The organism is Lacrimispora sp. YZC11 (genome assembly GCF_057543815.1).
This window is the reverse complement of sequence record NZ_BAAJYQ010000006.1, coordinates 962,296-978,480: the sequence shown is the minus strand read 5'-3', so window position 1 is coordinate 978,480 and position 16,185 is coordinate 962,296. Positions and strand designations below refer to the sequence as shown.

Here is a 16,185-nt window from a genome sequence, read left to right as displayed (position 1 = left end):
GCCGACTTTTTGGTATCATAGGGATAAGGGATCATACGAAGGAGTCTTTCCAGTGTTCAAGAAGTTCCAGGTCGGAAGCCTTAAGCTTTAAATTCGTGGTGAGGTCTTTTCCTTCCGGTGATGTGACGCGGATTTCCACCACACTTCCTTCTTTCAGCGGGCCGTTTAAGGCTGCTTTTAAGAACAGGGGGAATTTAGGATGGTTATTTTTAAAAACAGTCCAGGATTCCTTTAACTGCATTAGGTTCATTAAGTTCATTTAACTGATCCTTTCTTTCTTGATGTTAGGCATATCCTAGCATAAATGGAAAAAGGAGTCAATGAGCGGCAGGAGGAAAGAACGTCTTTTCCTGAACCCTTCTGCCGTGGTATAATAGACGCAAGCGTCTATTATCGTGTTGCATTCGCCAAATGCCGCTTAGCGGCGCTTGGCTCATTGCTTTCATGGTATCATGGGGACATAAAAGAAAGGATTACCTATGAAGATTGACAGACTTATCGGAATTTTGTCCATCCTGCTTCAGGAGGAAAAGGTAACGGCCTCTTATCTAGCGGAAATCTTTGAGGTTTCAAGAAGAACCATAAACCGGGATGTGGAAGCCCTGTTAAGGGCGGGCATTCCCCTGGCCACCTCTCAGGGTCAGAATGGGGGGATATCCATCATGCCTGCCTACCGGATCGACCGGACGGTGCTTACTTCCTCTGAAATGCAGTCCATACTGACCGGACTTAGAAGTCTGGACAGTGTAGCGGGAACCAGCCGGTACCAGCAGTTAATGAAAAAGCTGTCGGTGGACCAGGCATCGGTACAGGTCCCAGAAAGCCATATCATGATCAACTTATCCTCCTGGTATAAATCTTCCCTGTCACCTAAGATAGAGCTGATCCAGGAAGCCATTGAAAACAGCCATTCCATAAGATTCTATTATTATGCTCCAAGCGGAGAGATGGAAAGGAGCATTGACCCTTATCTCCTGGTATTCCAGTGGTCCTCCTGGTATGTGTGGGGATATTGCAGGGACCGGAAGGATTTCCGCATGTTCAAGCTGAACCGGATCCAGGAGCTTGCAGACACCGGTGAACATTATGTAAAACTTCCTCTTCCTCCCTTTGAGTGCTTCCCGGAAAATCCTTTTCCCGTTAGTTTTAAAGTCACTGCAGTTTGTGAGCCGGAGATAAAATGGCGTCTGATCGAAGAGTTTGGGATCGATTGTTTTAAGGAGCGGGAGGATGGAAAGCTTTTGTTTGAAGCCGGATTTTCCAACAAGGAGAACTTATATGGCTGGCTCTTAAGCATGGGAGATCAGATTGAATTGATGGAGCCAAAGGAACTCAGAAAGGACATGGAAGGGCTTGCCATGGGAATTTATGAAAAATATGCCGGTAAAAGGAAGGACCTGCTTCTTGCGGCTAATGCCAAAGAAGGCTATAATAAAACATAAATTAATGGAAGCAGGTGAAATTTATGTATATAGCAGACTTGCATATCCATTCCCATTATTCCAGGGCAACCAGTAAGGAGTGTACCCTGGAGTATCTGGACTTGTGGGCAAGGCGCAAGGGGATCGGTATCCTGGGGACCGGTGATTTTACCCACCCGGCGTGGCGTGAGGAATTAAAAGAAAAGCTGGTTCCCGCAGAGGAAGGGCTTTACATATTAAAAGAAGAATACCGTGTGGACAAGGGAGCCGGGCCGGAAGCCAGGACTCCCAGGTTTGTGGTCTCCGGGGAGATCAGCACTATTTATAAGAAAAATGGGAAAGTGAGAAAGGTTCACAGCGTCATTCTCTTTCCTGGCATTGAGGAGGCAGAGCTGCTTTCAAAAAAGCTGGAAACCATTGGGAACCTTCATTCAGACGGCAGACCCATTTTGGGACTGGATTGTCATGACCTTCTGGAAATCACACTGGAATTATGCCCCAGGGCAATTTACATTCCTGCCCATATCTGGACGCCGCATTTTTCTTTGTTCGGAGCATTTTCCGGTTTTGATTCTATTGAGGAGTGTTTTGAGGATTTGACTCCCTATGTGCATGCGCTGGAAACAGGGCTTTCTTCCGATCCTCCTATGATATGGCGTTTGTCGGCCCTGGATCGTTTTCAGCTTATCTCTAACTCCGATGCCCATTCCCCATCAAAGCTTGGCAGGGAAGCCAATCTTCTGGATATCGACTTGTCCTATACCGGGCTTTGGAATGCCATACAAAAGGGAGAGGGATTAGAGGGGACCATAGAGTTTTTTCCGGAAGAGGGGAAATACCATTATGATGGCCACCGGAAATGCAGCCTCTGCCTCTCTCCGTCAGAAGCAAAGCGGTATTCCGGCAAGTGTCCGGTATGCGGCCGTAAGCTGACCACCGGCGTGTCCCACCGGATCGATCAGCTGGCTGACCGCAGCCAGGGCTATGTTCTTCCCGGCGGAAAACCGTTTGAGAATCTGGTCCCCCTTTCCGAAGTTATTGCTGCTTCGATAGGATATACCGTCGCAAGCAAAAAGGTCCAGAACCAGTATGAATCCATGATAAGAGATTTAGGACCGGAATTTCATATTCTTCGGGAATTGTCTTTGGAGGACATCAGGCATGCTTCCGGTGATATGATTTCCGAGGGGATCAGGCGGCTGAGAGAGGGAAGGGTTGAGTGCAGTCCCGGATATGACGGGGAATATGGAATTATCCGGCTGTTTGAGCCGGAGGAAATTGACAAGCGAGGAAAAAACAGCCGAACCTGAAAAGGAGAGCAGATACAATACAGTGACGGAAGGTTGGGAAATACCGTATGAGAAAGAAAGATGTCAGTTATATACTTGGAAAATTGGACCAGGTTTACGGTGTGACAAAGGAGGGGTTTTACCATCAGCAGCCCTGGCAGCTACTGGCGGCCATCATGCTTAGCGCCCAAAGCACGGACAAACAGGTGGAGGAGGTGCTACCCCAGCTGTTTCAGCGCTTTCAGACCGTAGAGCAGATGGCGGAAGCGGCCCTGGAGGAAATTGAGGATTCCATACGCTCCATCGGACTTTATAAAAATAAGGCAAGAAATTTGAAAAAATGCTGCAGGCAGATCGCGGATGAATATGGAGGTGAGGTCCCGATGGATATTGACGGGGTCTTAAATCTTGCCGGAGTGGGCAGAAAAACCGCCACCTTATTTCTGGCAGATGCTTACGGAATTCCTGGGGTCACGGTGGATACCCATGTATTCCGCATTTCCAGGCGGCTGGGTTGGGCCACAGGGAAAAATCCGGCAGAGGTGGAAGTGGAATTGCAGAGGATACTGCCAAAGGACCACTGGAACCGAATCAATTTTCAGCTGATTTATCATGGCAGGGCAATCTGTACGGCAAGGAAGGCAAAGTGCGGGGAATGCGTGCTAAGGGAATGGTGTGAGCAGATGATGGACAAAGACGGAAAAGGAGATAGAAAGATATCATGAAACTTATGTTTAAACAGCGTTTTTTTTCCTGGTTTGATAGTTACGACATATATGATGAAAATGGCGCTGCCGTATATACGGTCTGCGGCAGGCCTGCCTGGGGCCACAAGCTGGAAATCTATGACAACAGCGGCAATCACCTGGCTACCTTAAGGGAACAGGTGCTTACCTTCCTGCCCCGGTTTGCCATCCAGATCGGCGGAGAAACGGTGGGAACCATCACCAAGGAGTTTACTTTTTTTAAACCCTCTTTTTCCGTTGACTGCAATGGCTGGCATGTGGAAGGCAGCTTCCTGGAATGGGATTACTCCATTCTTTCCCAGACCGGCAGCATTGTTGCACGGATTGAAAAGCAGCTTTTTCATTTTACCGATACCTACTTGATTGATGTGACCGATGGGCAGGACAGCCTTTTAGCACTTTTGGTGGTCCTTGCCATAGATGCGGTCAAATGCAGCCAGAACAAAGGCTGATGGTTTTAGCTTCCGTAGGCATCAGATCAGAAATCCATGAAACAAAATACCTCCCTGCCGGATTCTTAAAAACTGGCAGGGAGGTATTTTACTTTTTCAGTTTTCCGATATCTGCCATTTCTATTTTTGAGGTAAGACTCATCTTCAATGGATCTGTAGTTTACCCAGCTGATATAATATTCAACTCTATATATCAAATTCGATTTATCATCTAATTGACTCATTCGCGCTATTTTAATACTAGAGATGGAATTATTATATAATTGAAAAAATATATACAGTGTGTTATACTATCAGTGCATTTTTTAAGTAAAACAGGGAAAAAAGTACGGTGGATAAACTTGAACACTATCAAGTATATGCGGTCCTTTCTTCCAACTTTGAGGTCCATGAAAGGCTGGTGTGTACAACATTTGTCCTAAATTTAGAAGCAGTTCAAATACATATTATCCTGGTGCTGATGAGATATATTGCCTTGCAGAAAGGTTGGTGAATAATCATGTTGACGATATTTATGTGTGATGATGATCCAGAAGCCCGTGCACAATATGCCAGGCTGATAAAAAAAGTCGCAAAGAAAAACAAGGTGGAAATCACCATTTCTTATTTCAACAGCGGAGAAGAACTTTTGTTTTACCTGGCTGATTCACCGAACCAAGCAGACATCATCTACCTGGATATCTTGATGAATAATTTGAATGGGCTGGACACCGCGAAGAGGCTTCGTGAACTTGAGTGTAATTCAGAAATCATCTTTCTGACTATAAGTGAGGATTATGTTTTTGATGCTTATGATATTTCACCGATCCACTATCTGATGAAATCCAATATTACTACTGCTAAATTTGAGGAAGTATTCATCAGGGCTACGACTTTGGTCTCAAAAAAGGAAAATGATATGTTCCTTTGTGAGTCGGGTAAGAATAATATTCGAAAAGTTATTCCATTCAAGGAAATCTCTTTCTTCGAAATCTGGAAACGAATTGTGACAGTCCACTACAATGGAGGGGAAAGCTTTGATTTTTATTCGACAATGGAGCAGTTGGAGAATCAGTTGCTCCATAAGGGATTCATTCGCATTCACCGTTCGTATATTGTGAACATGTCCTATATTTCGCAATTTCAACAAAACACCTTGTTTTTGAAAACAGGTGAAAATATTCCGATCGGTGCAACTTATATGAAGCAGATGAAACAGGTTTTCATTGATTATATCAGTCGTACCAACATTCATGATTGTGGATAGGAGAATATGATGTTAAGTCTTGCTTCGTTGATTATTTATGATGCATTTACTCTTCAGCGTTTTAAAAAGCTGTTTCCGGCGAAAAAGGATCATTGGATCTTTTATATTATTGCAATTGCCATAAATGTTATCATATCGGCTGCGGCCTATACACTGCTGGATTCAAGATTCGCTGTTTATCTGGTGTTTATGTCATTTATGTTATCTTTCAATTTCTTATTCAATGGAACTCCTATTCAAATTCTTTATGCAGGCAGCATCTATACATTTTCCTTGTATTCCAGCCGAGGAATTATCTTTTCAATTTATTCCATCGTTTTGCATACAAGTATTAAAGATGTACTCCAGCAAAACAATAATATTGGTATGATTTCTGCATTGACCGTACTTCTTGCAATTCTGTACTTCCTGCTTATCCGTGATGTCATCCTTCCAAAACAAAAGGCCAGGTATTTACTGAGTAACCAAGGTCAGCTTAAATTTGTGGTCATTTATCTGTTTTTTCAATGGCTGTTTCTCACACTTATTAATGATGGGCGTTACTACGATGATATCAGGCAAATTTGGTTTTCATCTCTATATTTGGGCTCCTGCATTATAAGTAATCTGTGGCTGCTGGTTATCCTGAATCATGCATCAAGGATATCTGAATTATTTGAATACGAATTGTTTACTCATCAATTGCAAGAACAACTTTCCCGTCAAATGCGTCACTATCAATCCTATCGCAAATTTACAGAAAGCTATCGGGCCTTTCGGCATGATTATGAAAAGTTGATGGCTTCTTTAAAAACTTTATTGCGCCGCAAGGAATATAAAAAGGCCATCCGAATGTTGGACGACATTCACGATACGATGCAGCAGAGCGTAATGATTCACAAAAACTATTCCGATAATATGATCTTGGATTCCATATTGCAGGATGCGGCTGGTGTCTGCGAAGAAAAGAATATCCGTTTTTCGGCGCATGCATATCTCCCTGAATCTGTACCAATGGCAGACCTGGACATTGTCCGTGTTTTTTCCAATATCATTAACAATGCGATAGAAGCCTGTAACAAGGTATCCGATTCAGAACGTTTCATTGAGGTGACGAGCAATAGTACTCCGTATTGGGCAATCATTGAGGTAACCAATTCATTTAACGGAGAGCTGTTAATTGTGGGCGGTGAACCGGAGACAACAAAAGAGGACAAGGATTTCCATGGTTTTGGGTTACGAATCATAAGGGAGACGATTGAAGGGCTGGGGGGATTGATATTTATAGAACCAGACAGAGAAAAGAGGATATTCAGAATAAAGGGCTGCATACCTAAAAATCCCCGCTCAAAAGCAGCTAAAACAGTATAAAAACAGGCAGCGATTCCAATGAGATGGAAGCTGCCTTTTAATGTTTCATTTATAATTTTTATATTCAAATTCTTTCCACGATTTGGAAAACTCGTGGTTTTGGAAGGCTTCTTTCAATCCGCTGATTTGTTTCAGACGAATGACTTCATCCAATTCCATGCCCAAATTTTTTTCGATTTTAGCGTCTGACCATCCCATTTTTGAAAGGTTGACAACAATCTCACTCATCGAACGGATCTGGTGGGTTCCTCTTGCCCGATTGTGGCGGATCGTAGATCCGATGCGTTCGTCCAGAGGCTTATCAATGATGGTTAAAGGTAAGTAACCATGGCGTATTTTGGCTATTTCAGGATATCTGCCAATTTTGTTACGGTGAAATCCATCTGTGATTTCGTAGTGATCATTGTCAATACGGTAGGATACGATTGGTTGGGTAAAATCGTCCATTCTGATAGAGGTATAAAGCAGTTCCATTTCATCCGGCGCAACCTTATTGGGATTATAATCGTTTGCCTGTACCTTTTGGGCGGGGATCCACTCCACGAGGTCTACAGGATCGTGAAACGGAGAACATTTGCTTAATGCCCGGCGAATTTTGTTTAGTGCCTGTACCTTTTCATGCAGTTTCATTGTTTTTAGTAGTTGTATGATTTTCTCAATACAAGCTTCAAGCTCCGAATAGCAGGTTCCTGCTATTTTCTCTTTTGTGGATTCCATGCGCAATCTCCTGACTTTTTCCGGATAAAAACCAATAGTTTTTTGTTTTTCTATAAATTATAAATCCCTGCCGTATATAGTAATCCCTGATAACTTCAATGTTGGTCGAGGTGCGCACAGGCATTTTGATTTCGTGACAGTATACGAACCGGGCATCTGTTAAGGCTTTGAACAGGCCTTGTCTGCGGTATCTTATCTCCACATATTCGGTAGAAAATAAAATGTATTCATCCTTAATCATCAGAGATGAAAAGGCGGCGACCTGCCCTTCTTTTTCAATTAGAAACCAGATTTTATCGGGCTCGTTGCGCAAATAGGGCATTTGCCTGATGTATCGCTCCTCTGCGAAAAAGCGCCCCATCTTCGAATAAAAAAGCGCTTTATCATAGTTCCCTTCAAAGCATTGTATTTTTTCCATTGCCTTCCTCCTCCAGGATGATCTTCCGCATTTGCTTGTCCTGCGCATCCTCCAAATGTATAAAATTCTGATATTGCTTTCTAAGCTGCATAAAAAGCTTTACGTCTGACTTCGATGGCGCAAAACTGAGTCCGCGCATCCAAAAATCATTCTTTTCAATAGCTCTGGCTATCCGCCGCCATGACGGAACCTTTTTTTTTGCCTCTAACTTCCGGTTTGCTTCGTCTGGTATTTTCTCCAACGGGAATCCGTGAGAGGACCACCACTGTAAATAAGTATTAATTTTACGGTAATAGTGATCCCGCAGCTCTGGTGAATATAGGCCGAGACTTTCAAGCAATAAAACGGTATACTGCTGCCAGGTCATCTCCATGGGCTTTTCGGACTTTATATTTCCAAGCAGTGACGATCTGGCGTAAATATTTCCAAAATTTACGCCGTGTACCCGATTGACCACCCGCTCCCAGGTTTCAGGTTCCAGTGCACGGAACTGGTTCAGTCCGTTGCGCTGGTCATCTCCATAAGGCTGGCAGAGCCGCTGCTGGTGGATGCTCAGCCCGTTCTTATACATCAGTTCATAAATTTCGTTATAGACAAGTCCCAGCCGGCTTACGGCACCCCAGATGTCTTCTGTCCGCCAATCATATAGCGGATAGAAATGATAGATCTCGCGATCGGGTTCAGGAACACGAAGCTTTGTAGTCCAACCATAACCCTGGAACTTCTTCTTCCTTTTACTGATAATGGTATTAAAACGGTTTAGGCTCTCATTGCTCCGGATGGCGATGCCTACGCCAACAGAATTGCCATGGATTTTTTGGAACCATTGACTGAACTGGTATGTAAATTCTTCAAACTCCATGCCTTTGTAAAACCATGTCCAATCCTCCGGTAAGTTGTTTTCGTTTATAACGCAATCGTAATCAGGCATATCTCTTACCCATTTATCCCGTTCATTACGGTCCCAGCAGATCCATTTAGGCTGGATGACGGATACCGCATTACGCAGTGACAGGGGTAAGCAGCACCAGTAAAACCTGTCTACTACATCTGCCGTCATACGGCGCAGCTCTTCAATATGCTGAATCGTTGCCTGATATTGTGATTCCATATCAATATACTGGATGCTGAATTTCTTGCCCCTTTCCCGGGCTGTGTACGCGCAGAGTTGGAGCATAACGGATGAATCCTTGCCGCCGGATACGCAGAGATACAGATGGGAGAAATGTGAAAATGCAATGTTAATTCGTTCCATTGCTGCAGTTAAAACATCTTCTGATGTATATATCTTGGGAATACAGACCACCTCCGTTTTGTATGTTGAGCTAAGTTAGGCTGAGCGGCGGGAGCATCGCCTGATGTCTGATAATACGTTATTAATATAATATTCTGAACGTGTTTACAAGCGGATTTGTTCCGAATTGCCAGAATTATGTTCTAAATTAACCAAATATGAACCATAAGTTAATTGAAAAGAGTAAACAATTTTTTTGATTTTGAAAATAAGTAAAGTTTATATACCGGTAATCGTTTGATACAATATTCAGCCCGTTGGGAACAACATTCATTTAGATAAAAGAAAAAACTATATAATTTAAACTAGCTGTCTTTTTATCGAATTTCAGAGGGAGCAAAGGGCAGAAGGTGCCTGATCATGGATCGGTGTAAAAAGGAGGTGATTGGTGGAATGAAAATAAAATCTTTCAATCCGAAAAGTTTAACGGAATGCAATGCAATGAAATATGGGGATATCTCGAATTCGTGATAAGCGTTAAGCGTAGAACGATACTCCTTGAAACCATTGAAAATAATAAAAGCTGGCTGACAAGTTTTGCTGCGGGCGTGGTACCCCAATTAAGAATTATGCCAAACAACCAACCTTATCATAACAATAAAATAAGAATAGGGGTAATTACCTGACTCTTATATAATTATATAATACAAACCAAAGGCGGAAAGTTAAATCATTAACTTTCGGTTTCAAATTTATGGAAAAGGAATTGAATTATGAAGAAACAATCAAGTTACAGATATATATCGGCGGTCCTTGCCATCATTATGGTATTTGGTATGACACCTGTTTTAGCAGCAGAAAGATTGGCAGAAAAAAGCCTGTTCAGCGGCGCAGGCAGTGAAATTATTGCTTTTGAATCTTTGGCAGATGATGTTGCCAACAGAACCGTATCGTTGGGAACAAATGAAGAAAGCTTAAATTTGCCTGATAGATTAACAGCAACCGTACATCGTATATCATGGGCGACGCCAAGCAACGGGACTCTGGATGACAATCAGGATTTTGAGGAAGAATTACTGGTTTCCGTACCGGTAATATGGAGTTCACAACCAGCTTATGATGGAAATACGGCATGCGGCTATGTTTTTACTCCGTCTGTTCCCGGATACACACTGGCGGAAGATATTCTGTTGCCTTCAATCCTGGTTCAAGTAAGCGACGGAGTAGATGATAATGGAATTACTCCAATGAATGGCATTTCTCCATTGAATGGTATTTCTCCAATGGATATGATGAGTATTTACGCCGCCCAGTCTTTTACATTAGAGACATCAAAGACAGAAATGTTCGATCAGAGTGAACCTGATAATTCTGCAGATTATACAACCAACGTTATTTATTATCCACATACGGAAGATACATTGACCGGAACATATGTTGCAGGAATTTATGGTGCGACATCAGACTCGGGTCAGGCGACAATGATCTTACGTTTCCCGGCAGATAGAAAGCTGCTGCTCGGCGGGGTTCCCCAACTGACTGTGTATCAAAGCAGCAGCAGGGTATGGCCGTGGTATTTGATAACTCCGGAAAATGTTCTGACAGAAGAATACCTGTCCGGTATGGGAATGGAAAACACCATTCTTTACTCTGTTGATGGGGGAGAACATTTCTCGGAAGAACTGCAGCCAGATACGGATGCAATTGGTCTACGGATGGTTGCAGATGATGGCGTATTACAGAATTTGATAAGTGCAGGAACGTTTCTTTGTTTGAAAGCGGAGTTTCCGGTTTCTGTTAATGGCGAACAGCTGACACAAGATGAGGCAGGCGGAAATATCCCCTTAAAAGGCTGGAAGAGTTTACAAAGTTCAAGCCCATTAAATTTTGGTAATAATGTATATTTATCTTCTCCGCAAATCAGCGGGACTATCCGCCGGCAGGAATCGTCCGAGGGATCCCTTAACTGGACTTCAGCCGATAAGCTGAGCGGGCAGGTTGTGGAACTGCTCAGCGGAAATACCGTTATTGACACCACAGTAACGAATGAAGATGGTGAATATACGTTTTACAATATAAGCACCCTGGAAAAACTTCAAGTACGTATTACAGCAGCTGAAGGGACCGTGTATTTTGCTGATGCGGCAACAGAGGATTTCCAGCAAACGAACTCAGTACCGGTAGGCAGCGTTACGGATATTGATCGTGTCTCGGGACGATTCCCCAATATAACGTGGAAAAACAGTGCAGGCACTGCTGATGTAGATGTATTGAACTATCAGAATGCAAAATTCATTGTTGTAGCTTCAGCCCAATCCAATCCTCCGGCAACAGTTTATTCCGTGACTTTTGATTGCCAGGGTGGCAGTACAATCCCGCCCTTAACGGGTCTTCCAGGCGGAAGCACCATCGCGGCCCCGGAAAGTCCATTACGCGCTGGATACAGCTTTGCAGGCTGGTTTAAGGAGTCCGCTTTCTCTACCGCCTGGGATTTTAGTAATGATGCGGTAACACGCGACACCATCCTTTATGCAAAATGGATACCTGCCGAAAGTAGTACTTCCAATAACCACGGTGGCAGCAGCCAACCGGGCAGCCCAGACGGCAATGCCGCAAATGCCGCAAATAACGTGGATATCGGCAACCAACCGGATATTCCGTTCGGTGAATCAATAAATTATTCAAGCCATTCACCTTCTCCGGTACCAGGCAATGCAAGCGGTAATAATCTTGACGGTATCCCAAAGACCGGTGACAGGAATTCTAATCTTATTTGGTGGGTACTGGTGGGTATATCATTAGCGGTTTTGCCCGTACAGGTAATATTTATCAGCCGCAATAAGGTATATAAATAAGCTGCGGTCGTAGATATAAGCCTGATGAAGTCCGGGATTATTCCACCAAGGAATTGTAGATACCCGTTTTGTTAAATGAATAGAACCAATGAAATCAAGCAACTTAGTAAAGACCGCAGTTTCAAGCTGCGGTCTTTGTCATACCTGTAGATATTATTTCTCGTTTTTCTCCTGTATACCGGCATCCCCGGCATACAGATCCTTACCCTCGTCAGGATCGATCCCGCCTTCCACACCATGTTTGATAAGCCGTGAAAACTACATATAGGGCCTTGTTTTTATATGCGTGGAAAAAATTAAGAACAATAAAATGCAAATTCAGTACAGAGTAAAACAAAAAGCTCATTAATTAGTTTAATATAAATTTGTAAAAGTCGAAATGGGCGCAGGAAAATCCACAGCCTAGGAGATAATAACGGTACGGAATAGAAAAGAGGATAAGAAACGTATGATAAAAAGCGAAGAGGTGCAAAACGTCTGTCAAAACATAATTGATGCAGACCGCGTCAGTACGATGCTTATTTGTTTTAATGGGAGAAATGGTGAAAATTTATATGGTGAAATTCTTAACTGCTACATAGATGGACCTGTCAGCTTCTCCAACGTAGGAGAGTTGATTCTTAAATTGGATGAGATATGTGACTGGGTTGGGACTCCTCAGCCATCCGCTGACCCAAGGTTTCTTAATAAAAAAATGTCAGAAGAGTATGCATACAGAACCAAGAGAAAAAACAATATACCGGTAAAAGCAAAAGTTCAGTTGCAGGATAGTATGGCTCTAAGTTCCCGTGCAATTACGGCAAAAGAAACACTGATAGTTAAAATAGAGCATCGCCAGAACGCCAGCATACAGGGAAGAGTGATTGGAAAGCTGACGAAGAAACAATATGTGAATTTTCGAAGCGCTTTAGAACTGATGCGAATGTTGAATGAGGTCGTCATAAGAACTGAAAATATGGAATAATGAAGATATGTAAGCTTGTAATTGGTAATGGTAAGAAAGAAATACCGGCACATCTCGCCTGTAGAAGAATTTGAATCAAAAAGGCAGGATCCTCCCGGAGGCAGAAAACACGACTGCGTCCGAGGAGGATTCTCGTTTTTTTTCGACATAAACCTCAGTGTTTCAACAGTAATTTCCAGTATTTGGAACACAAAAAATGCAGTTTGGAACATTCTTGAATTACTTGACCACAGCTCCGGTATACTGTTGTCATAAGTAGTGTCTGCGGACTGCCAACAGGCATAAGCGGTCCGGTTCACGTACAATTTTTCTGGCAGCAGGAAGGAGGTATTGTAGTGGAAAACCAGTCTGCATTCATCAACGAGGTGGAAAAAGAAATCGTCCTTTGGCGAAAATGTGGGTATTCGTTTTATGCGATAGCAGGCAAATATGGAATTACGGAAGAACAGGCTAAAAGGAAATATTCCTCCGTACTGCGTAAAATGAACGAACACAGCAGAAATTTAATCTATAAATCATGCGAAGCTGATGTATTTCCAACCGGCACAATCTCAGAATTTTTAGATTACCTTGGAGTTACGGAGAAGGTTGCGGGAAGATACGAATTGGCTGAAGCCATTAAGTTCTCCTATGAATATCCTGAGACCTTGGACGAGATATGTGAGAGATTTTTTCCGGAACTGTCCTTAAGGCTTGGAATACCGGTTGTAAGTGTTGAAGGCCGGGTGCGCAGAATCTTGCGCAGAGTGTTTAACAACCGGAATAACAAGGGGACGCCTGCAAGTGTTTTTTTCAATCTTGCTTGTCTGCAAAATCGACATGACATCAGATTGAAGTCCTTTTTCTTGACAGCTTTGGAATGTGTCCGGGAATTGAATGATACATAGATATATCTGACTGTTTTAGGGGGACCCCCAAATCCGACTGAGGTCAAACTAGGTGGGTTGCTCTCTTTACATTTCCTCAGCTCCAGAGCGTAAATTAACTACGGTACACGTAACTGTTAACTTCTGAATTAAAGAAAATAGCATACATAATGAATAAAGAAGCAATGCCTTATATCCAGAATCACGTGAATTGGAGTTGGGCGACTGCGGCAAAAATAGTTGGCCTCCAGTATTGCCATCGGAACCATCTTCCAGTTTGTCTTGCTGCGCCTATAAGCCATAGTGTGATAAGAGCAGATCAGAACGGCCTTCGGCCGCAAGCTTGCGGAGAATCAGACGGATGGCTGACGGTTGACGCAGCGCAGCTGGTAATCGTTGAACACGCAAAAGATATAAACAAAAATCCAGAGGGCAATTTGCCGGAAGGTGACGAAGGCAAAGACAGGGCGCTGCGCTGCGTCATTACCGGCGATCCCGACAGTGCAATTCCCGAAATTGTTAGCAGTGGGTATAACCGGGCCGTCCAGGATATGTTGATTACCTCGGCCAATCAGATTCGGGAGGCTATGGAGTACGGTAATTATTTTATCGGCAATTACAGAATGCAGAACGGCATATTCCATTCCGTTGTTTTGTGTCCGACTTCCGGATTCCAGATAGAACTATATGACCCATGGGATGGATATAAGGATCGATATACGGTAAACCAGATTTTCAGAGGCGGCTTTTTAACCAATCGAGGCCCGGGCGTTATCCGGTGGATTCAATACATCAGATGAATCGCAGATAAAAGTTAAATAATCTAACTAAACTTTTAAGTAACAATTGGATTATATGTGATAAAATGAAAACATTGGAAGTAGTGTTGGGAAATCCCTTGGATACCGGGAACGGTGAAGTGAAGCAGATGGATATAAGGAGTGAAGCCGATGAAAATCTATGCAATAAACGGAGGCCCCCGCAAAGGCTGGAATACAGATACCATGCTGAAAAAATTCCTGGAGGGCGCAGCTTCTGCGGGTATACAGGTCGAGACGGAAATGGTGTATCTCTACGACTTGAATTATAAAGGCTGCATCAGTTGTTACGCCTGTCAAAGCGACAACAACAAAACATACGGGCAATGTCAGGTGCGGGATGACATCTATACCCTGCTGCGCGAGGTTCCGCGTTCGGACGGCGTGGTTTTTGGCTGCCCTGTTTATATGCGCGACTTGACGGCGGAGCTGCGGGCATTCATAGAAAGACTGGTTTACCAATACTTGAGCTTTGACAAAAACCGGCAGGGCAATAACGCGCCCCAAAAGCTCCGCACCGCTATGATATATACAATGAATGTGACGGAGGAAATTATGCAAAAGTTGAACTACGATTTCATTTTGGGCACGGCCGAACAGTATCTGCAAAATGTATTCGGCGTAAAGCCGGTGAGGATTTGCACTTATAACACCTATCAGTACAAGGATTATAGCCGATACCGCGCAAGCTTTTGGGATGAGCCGCAAAAAGCGGAATACCACCGCACCCAATTCCCACTCGATTGTCAGGCTGCTTATGACGCCGGTAAAAAGATGATTGCCGATATACTGAACGAACGGTAAAATAAATACATCGGAGCAGCGAAGGAACTAAGAGGTGTTTAACAAAAGGTTCAGGCCGCTTTATTAGCCCTATAAAGCCTGCAAAACTGAGAATAAGAAAATCTCAGCATTTGCAGGCTTTAATAGAGATCATTGAGGATTATTCCAGCGATACATTGTCTCTCCAAAAATGTTCAGGCTTCCATCCCAAAATTTCTTTTGCCTTTTTATTGGAGTACAAGGTCTGATACTCATCAATTGGAGTACGAATGTCTGTCACATTTGGATATTCAGCTTTCATAAGATCATAGCTTTTGATGTCCATACAGTTGTCGTCAGCTGCGAGATTCATTACAACAGAACCAAGTCCTTCTTTATCGATAGCAAGGCGGCAGGCAACAGCGATATCACGAGCATCAATATAATTCCACATAAGTTGTTTCCTTTTCCCTGAGTCATGAACAAAACCAGGAAAGTTTAAATACTTCTCTTTGCTTATAATATTGCCGATCCGGAATGAGACGATCTGCATTCCGCAGCGGCGGTAAATTGCATCGGCAATTGCTTCCCCAACAATTTTTCCAAGTCCATAACTATCTTCGGGAAGTGTAGGGTGTTCCTCATCAACGGGAACATAAACAGGTGTCAGCCCCTGACGGGAGTTGCAGATACCATAAGTACATTCGCTGGAGGCAATAATCGCTTTTGTGATTCCCAATCCTGCTGCCGCTTCGAGAATATTGTAAGTACCCATTACATTATTTTGAAATGTTACCTCATTGGGGTAAATGTATGCGGAGGGGATTGCTGCAAGATGGATCACAGCATACGCGCCTTCTAAGATTCCATAGCACTCGCCCAAGTTGGTTATGTCCGCTGTCATATGCCGTGTCAAAGGCTCAGCCGGCTTAATTCTGTCTACACTCAATACCTCATATCCCTGTTCTAAAAAATGCCGAACTACATAGGGCCCAAGAAGACCCGCAGTTCCGGTTATCACTATCTTTTTCATATATTAATTCCTTT

At 43.3% G+C, this 16,185-nt stretch carries 15 protein-coding genes and 1 pseudogene; 11 read left to right on the top strand and 5 right to left on the bottom strand.

Annotated elements, in window-relative coordinates; genetic code table 11:
* Nucleotides 1-31: 31 nt before the first annotated feature.
* Nucleotides 32-259: a hypothetical protein gene (locus AC27IJ_RS10820; RefSeq protein ID WP_312442807.1), complete on the bottom strand. Its 228-nt coding sequence runs from the start codon at nucleotides 257-259 to the stop codon at nucleotides 32-34.
* Nucleotides 260-479: 220 nt separating this feature from the next.
* On the opposite strand from AC27IJ_RS10820, the gene AC27IJ_RS10815 reads away from it, so the two are divergent.
* From AC27IJ_RS10815 to AC27IJ_RS10790, 6 genes and pseudogenes are all read left to right on the top strand, one after another.
* Complete coding sequence (locus tag AC27IJ_RS10815) at nucleotides 480-1,442, top strand: helix-turn-helix transcriptional regulator (protein WP_487148811.1); 963 nt, start codon at nucleotides 480-482, stop codon at nucleotides 1,440-1,442.
* Nucleotides 1,443-1,465: 23 nt separating this feature from the next.
* Nucleotides 1,466-2,704 (top strand): annotated as a pseudogene (locus AC27IJ_RS10810) (endonuclease Q family protein); the annotation flags it as partial.
* A gap of 74 nt (nucleotides 2,705-2,778) precedes the next feature.
* A complete protein-coding gene (nth, locus tag AC27IJ_RS10805; protein ID WP_313259479.1) occupies nucleotides 2,779-3,435 on the top strand; it encodes an endonuclease III in 657 nt (218 codons plus the stop codon).
* Nucleotides 3,432-3,908 carry an LURP-one-related/scramblase family protein gene (locus AC27IJ_RS10800; protein ID WP_312442811.1) on the top strand — a complete coding sequence of 159 codons (477 nt, stop codon included), beginning with the start codon at nucleotides 3,432-3,434 and terminating at the stop codon, nucleotides 3,906-3,908. The genes nth and AC27IJ_RS10800 overlap by 4 nt, the downstream gene beginning before the upstream one ends.
* 514 nt (nucleotides 3,909-4,422) lie before the next feature.
* Complete coding sequence (locus AC27IJ_RS10795) at nucleotides 4,423-5,154, top strand: LytR/AlgR family response regulator transcription factor (protein WP_312442813.1); 732 nt, start codon at nucleotides 4,423-4,425, stop codon at nucleotides 5,152-5,154.
* A gap of 9 nt (nucleotides 5,155-5,163) precedes the next feature.
* Complete coding sequence (locus AC27IJ_RS10790) at nucleotides 5,164-6,504, top strand: sensor histidine kinase (RefSeq protein ID WP_487148808.1); 1,341 nt, start codon at nucleotides 5,164-5,166, stop codon at nucleotides 6,502-6,504.
* 45 nt (nucleotides 6,505-6,549) lie between these two features.
* Here the strand turns inward: AC27IJ_RS10790 and AC27IJ_RS10785 are convergent, their stop codons facing one another.
* From AC27IJ_RS10785 to AC27IJ_RS10775, 3 genes are read right to left on the bottom strand one after another with little or no spacing between them, the layout of a single operon-like run.
* The gene (locus AC27IJ_RS10785) at nucleotides 6,550-7,221 is read right to left on the bottom strand and encodes an IbrB-like domain-containing protein (RefSeq protein WP_312442817.1); all 672 of its coding nucleotides are present in this window, start codon (nucleotides 7,219-7,221) and stop codon (nucleotides 6,550-6,552) included.
* Nucleotides 7,172-7,639: a GNAT family N-acetyltransferase gene (locus tag AC27IJ_RS10780; RefSeq protein ID WP_312442818.1), complete on the bottom strand. Its 468-nt coding sequence runs from the start codon at nucleotides 7,637-7,639 to the stop codon at nucleotides 7,172-7,174. Before AC27IJ_RS10780 ends, AC27IJ_RS10785 begins: the two co-directional genes overlap by 50 nt.
* Nucleotides 7,617-8,894 carry a DUF3440 domain-containing protein gene (locus tag AC27IJ_RS10775; RefSeq protein WP_487148805.1) on the bottom strand — a complete coding sequence of 426 codons (1,278 nt, stop codon included), beginning with the start codon at nucleotides 8,892-8,894 and terminating at the stop codon, nucleotides 7,617-7,619. The genes AC27IJ_RS10780 and AC27IJ_RS10775 overlap by 23 nt, the downstream gene beginning before the upstream one ends.
* Nucleotides 8,895-9,646: 752 nt before the next feature.
* Between AC27IJ_RS10775 and AC27IJ_RS10770 the strand changes: the two genes are divergently transcribed.
* The 5 genes from AC27IJ_RS10770 to AC27IJ_RS10750 all read left to right on the top strand — a co-directional run bounded on the left by AC27IJ_RS10770 (nucleotide 9,647) and on the right by AC27IJ_RS10750 (nucleotide 15,180).
* Nucleotides 9,647-11,728: an InlB B-repeat-containing protein gene (locus AC27IJ_RS10770; protein ID WP_487148803.1), complete on the top strand. Its 2,082-nt coding sequence runs from the start codon at nucleotides 9,647-9,649 to the stop codon at nucleotides 11,726-11,728.
* Between the two features lie 448 nt (nucleotides 11,729-12,176).
* Nucleotides 12,177-12,692, top strand: a complete 516-nt coding sequence (locus AC27IJ_RS10765) for a hypothetical protein (RefSeq protein ID WP_312442821.1) — start codon at nucleotides 12,177-12,179, stop codon at nucleotides 12,690-12,692.
* A 335-nt stretch (nucleotides 12,693-13,027) separates the two neighbouring features.
* Nucleotides 13,028-13,579, top strand: a complete 552-nt coding sequence (locus AC27IJ_RS10760; protein ID WP_312442823.1) for a sporulation initiation factor Spo0A C-terminal domain-containing protein — start codon at nucleotides 13,028-13,030, stop codon at nucleotides 13,577-13,579.
* A gap of 149 nt (nucleotides 13,580-13,728) precedes the next feature.
* Nucleotides 13,729-14,358, top strand: a complete 630-nt coding sequence (locus AC27IJ_RS10755; RefSeq protein WP_487148800.1) for a hypothetical protein — start codon at nucleotides 13,729-13,731, stop codon at nucleotides 14,356-14,358.
* 150 nt (nucleotides 14,359-14,508) lie between these two features.
* Nucleotides 14,509-15,180, top strand: coding sequence for a flavodoxin family protein (locus tag AC27IJ_RS10750; protein ID WP_487148798.1), 672 nt, complete (start codon nucleotides 14,509-14,511; stop codon nucleotides 15,178-15,180).
* Nucleotides 15,181-15,319: 139 nt separating this feature from the next.
* Here AC27IJ_RS10750 and AC27IJ_RS10745 read toward each other — a convergent pair whose 3' ends face one another.
* On the bottom strand, nucleotides 15,320-16,171 hold the full coding sequence (locus AC27IJ_RS10745; protein WP_487148796.1) for an NAD-dependent epimerase/dehydratase family protein: 852 nt from the start codon (nucleotides 16,169-16,171) through the stop codon (nucleotides 15,320-15,322).
* Nucleotides 16,172-16,185: the final 14 nt, after the last annotated feature.

Excerpts from the sequence above, each read along its gene's own strand:
- AC27IJ_RS10790 (WP_487148808.1), top strand. The coding sequence starts at position 5,164 with ATGTTAAGTCTTGCTTCGTTGATTATTTATGATGCATTTACTCTTCAG.
- AC27IJ_RS10820 (WP_312442807.1), bottom strand. The coding sequence starts at position 259 with ATGAACTTAATGAACCTAATGCAGTTAAAGGAATCCTGGACTGTTTTT.
- AC27IJ_RS10785 (WP_312442817.1), bottom strand. The coding sequence starts at position 7,221 with ATGGAATCCACAAAAGAGAAAATAGCAGGAACCTGCTATTCGGAGCTT.
- AC27IJ_RS10765 (WP_312442821.1), top strand. The coding sequence starts at position 12,177 with ATGATAAAAAGCGAAGAGGTGCAAAACGTCTGTCAAAACATAATTGAT.
- AC27IJ_RS10750 (WP_487148798.1), top strand. The coding sequence starts at position 14,509 with ATGAAAATCTATGCAATAAACGGAGGCCCCCGCAAAGGCTGGAATACA.
- AC27IJ_RS10815 (WP_487148811.1), top strand. The coding sequence starts at position 480 with ATGAAGATTGACAGACTTATCGGAATTTTGTCCATCCTGCTTCAGGAG.
- AC27IJ_RS10770 (WP_487148803.1), top strand. The coding sequence starts at position 9,647 with ATGAAGAAACAATCAAGTTACAGATATATATCGGCGGTCCTTGCCATC.
- nth (WP_313259479.1), top strand. The coding sequence starts at position 2,779 with ATGAGAAAGAAAGATGTCAGTTATATACTTGGAAAATTGGACCAGGTT.
- AC27IJ_RS10780 (WP_312442818.1), bottom strand. The coding sequence starts at position 7,639 with ATGGAAAAAATACAATGCTTTGAAGGGAACTATGATAAAGCGCTTTTT.
- AC27IJ_RS10775 (WP_487148805.1), bottom strand. The coding sequence starts at position 8,894 with ATGGAACGAATTAACATTGCATTTTCACATTTCTCCCATCTGTATCTC.
- AC27IJ_RS10745 (WP_487148796.1), bottom strand. The coding sequence starts at position 16,171 with ATGAAAAAGATAGTGATAACCGGAACTGCGGGTCTTCTTGGGCCCTAT.
- AC27IJ_RS10795 (WP_312442813.1), top strand. The coding sequence starts at position 4,423 with ATGTGTGATGATGATCCAGAAGCCCGTGCACAATATGCCAGGCTGATA.
- AC27IJ_RS10755 (WP_487148800.1), top strand. The coding sequence starts at position 13,729 with ATGAATAAAGAAGCAATGCCTTATATCCAGAATCACGTGAATTGGAGT.
- AC27IJ_RS10800 (WP_312442811.1), top strand. The coding sequence starts at position 3,432 with ATGAAACTTATGTTTAAACAGCGTTTTTTTTCCTGGTTTGATAGTTAC.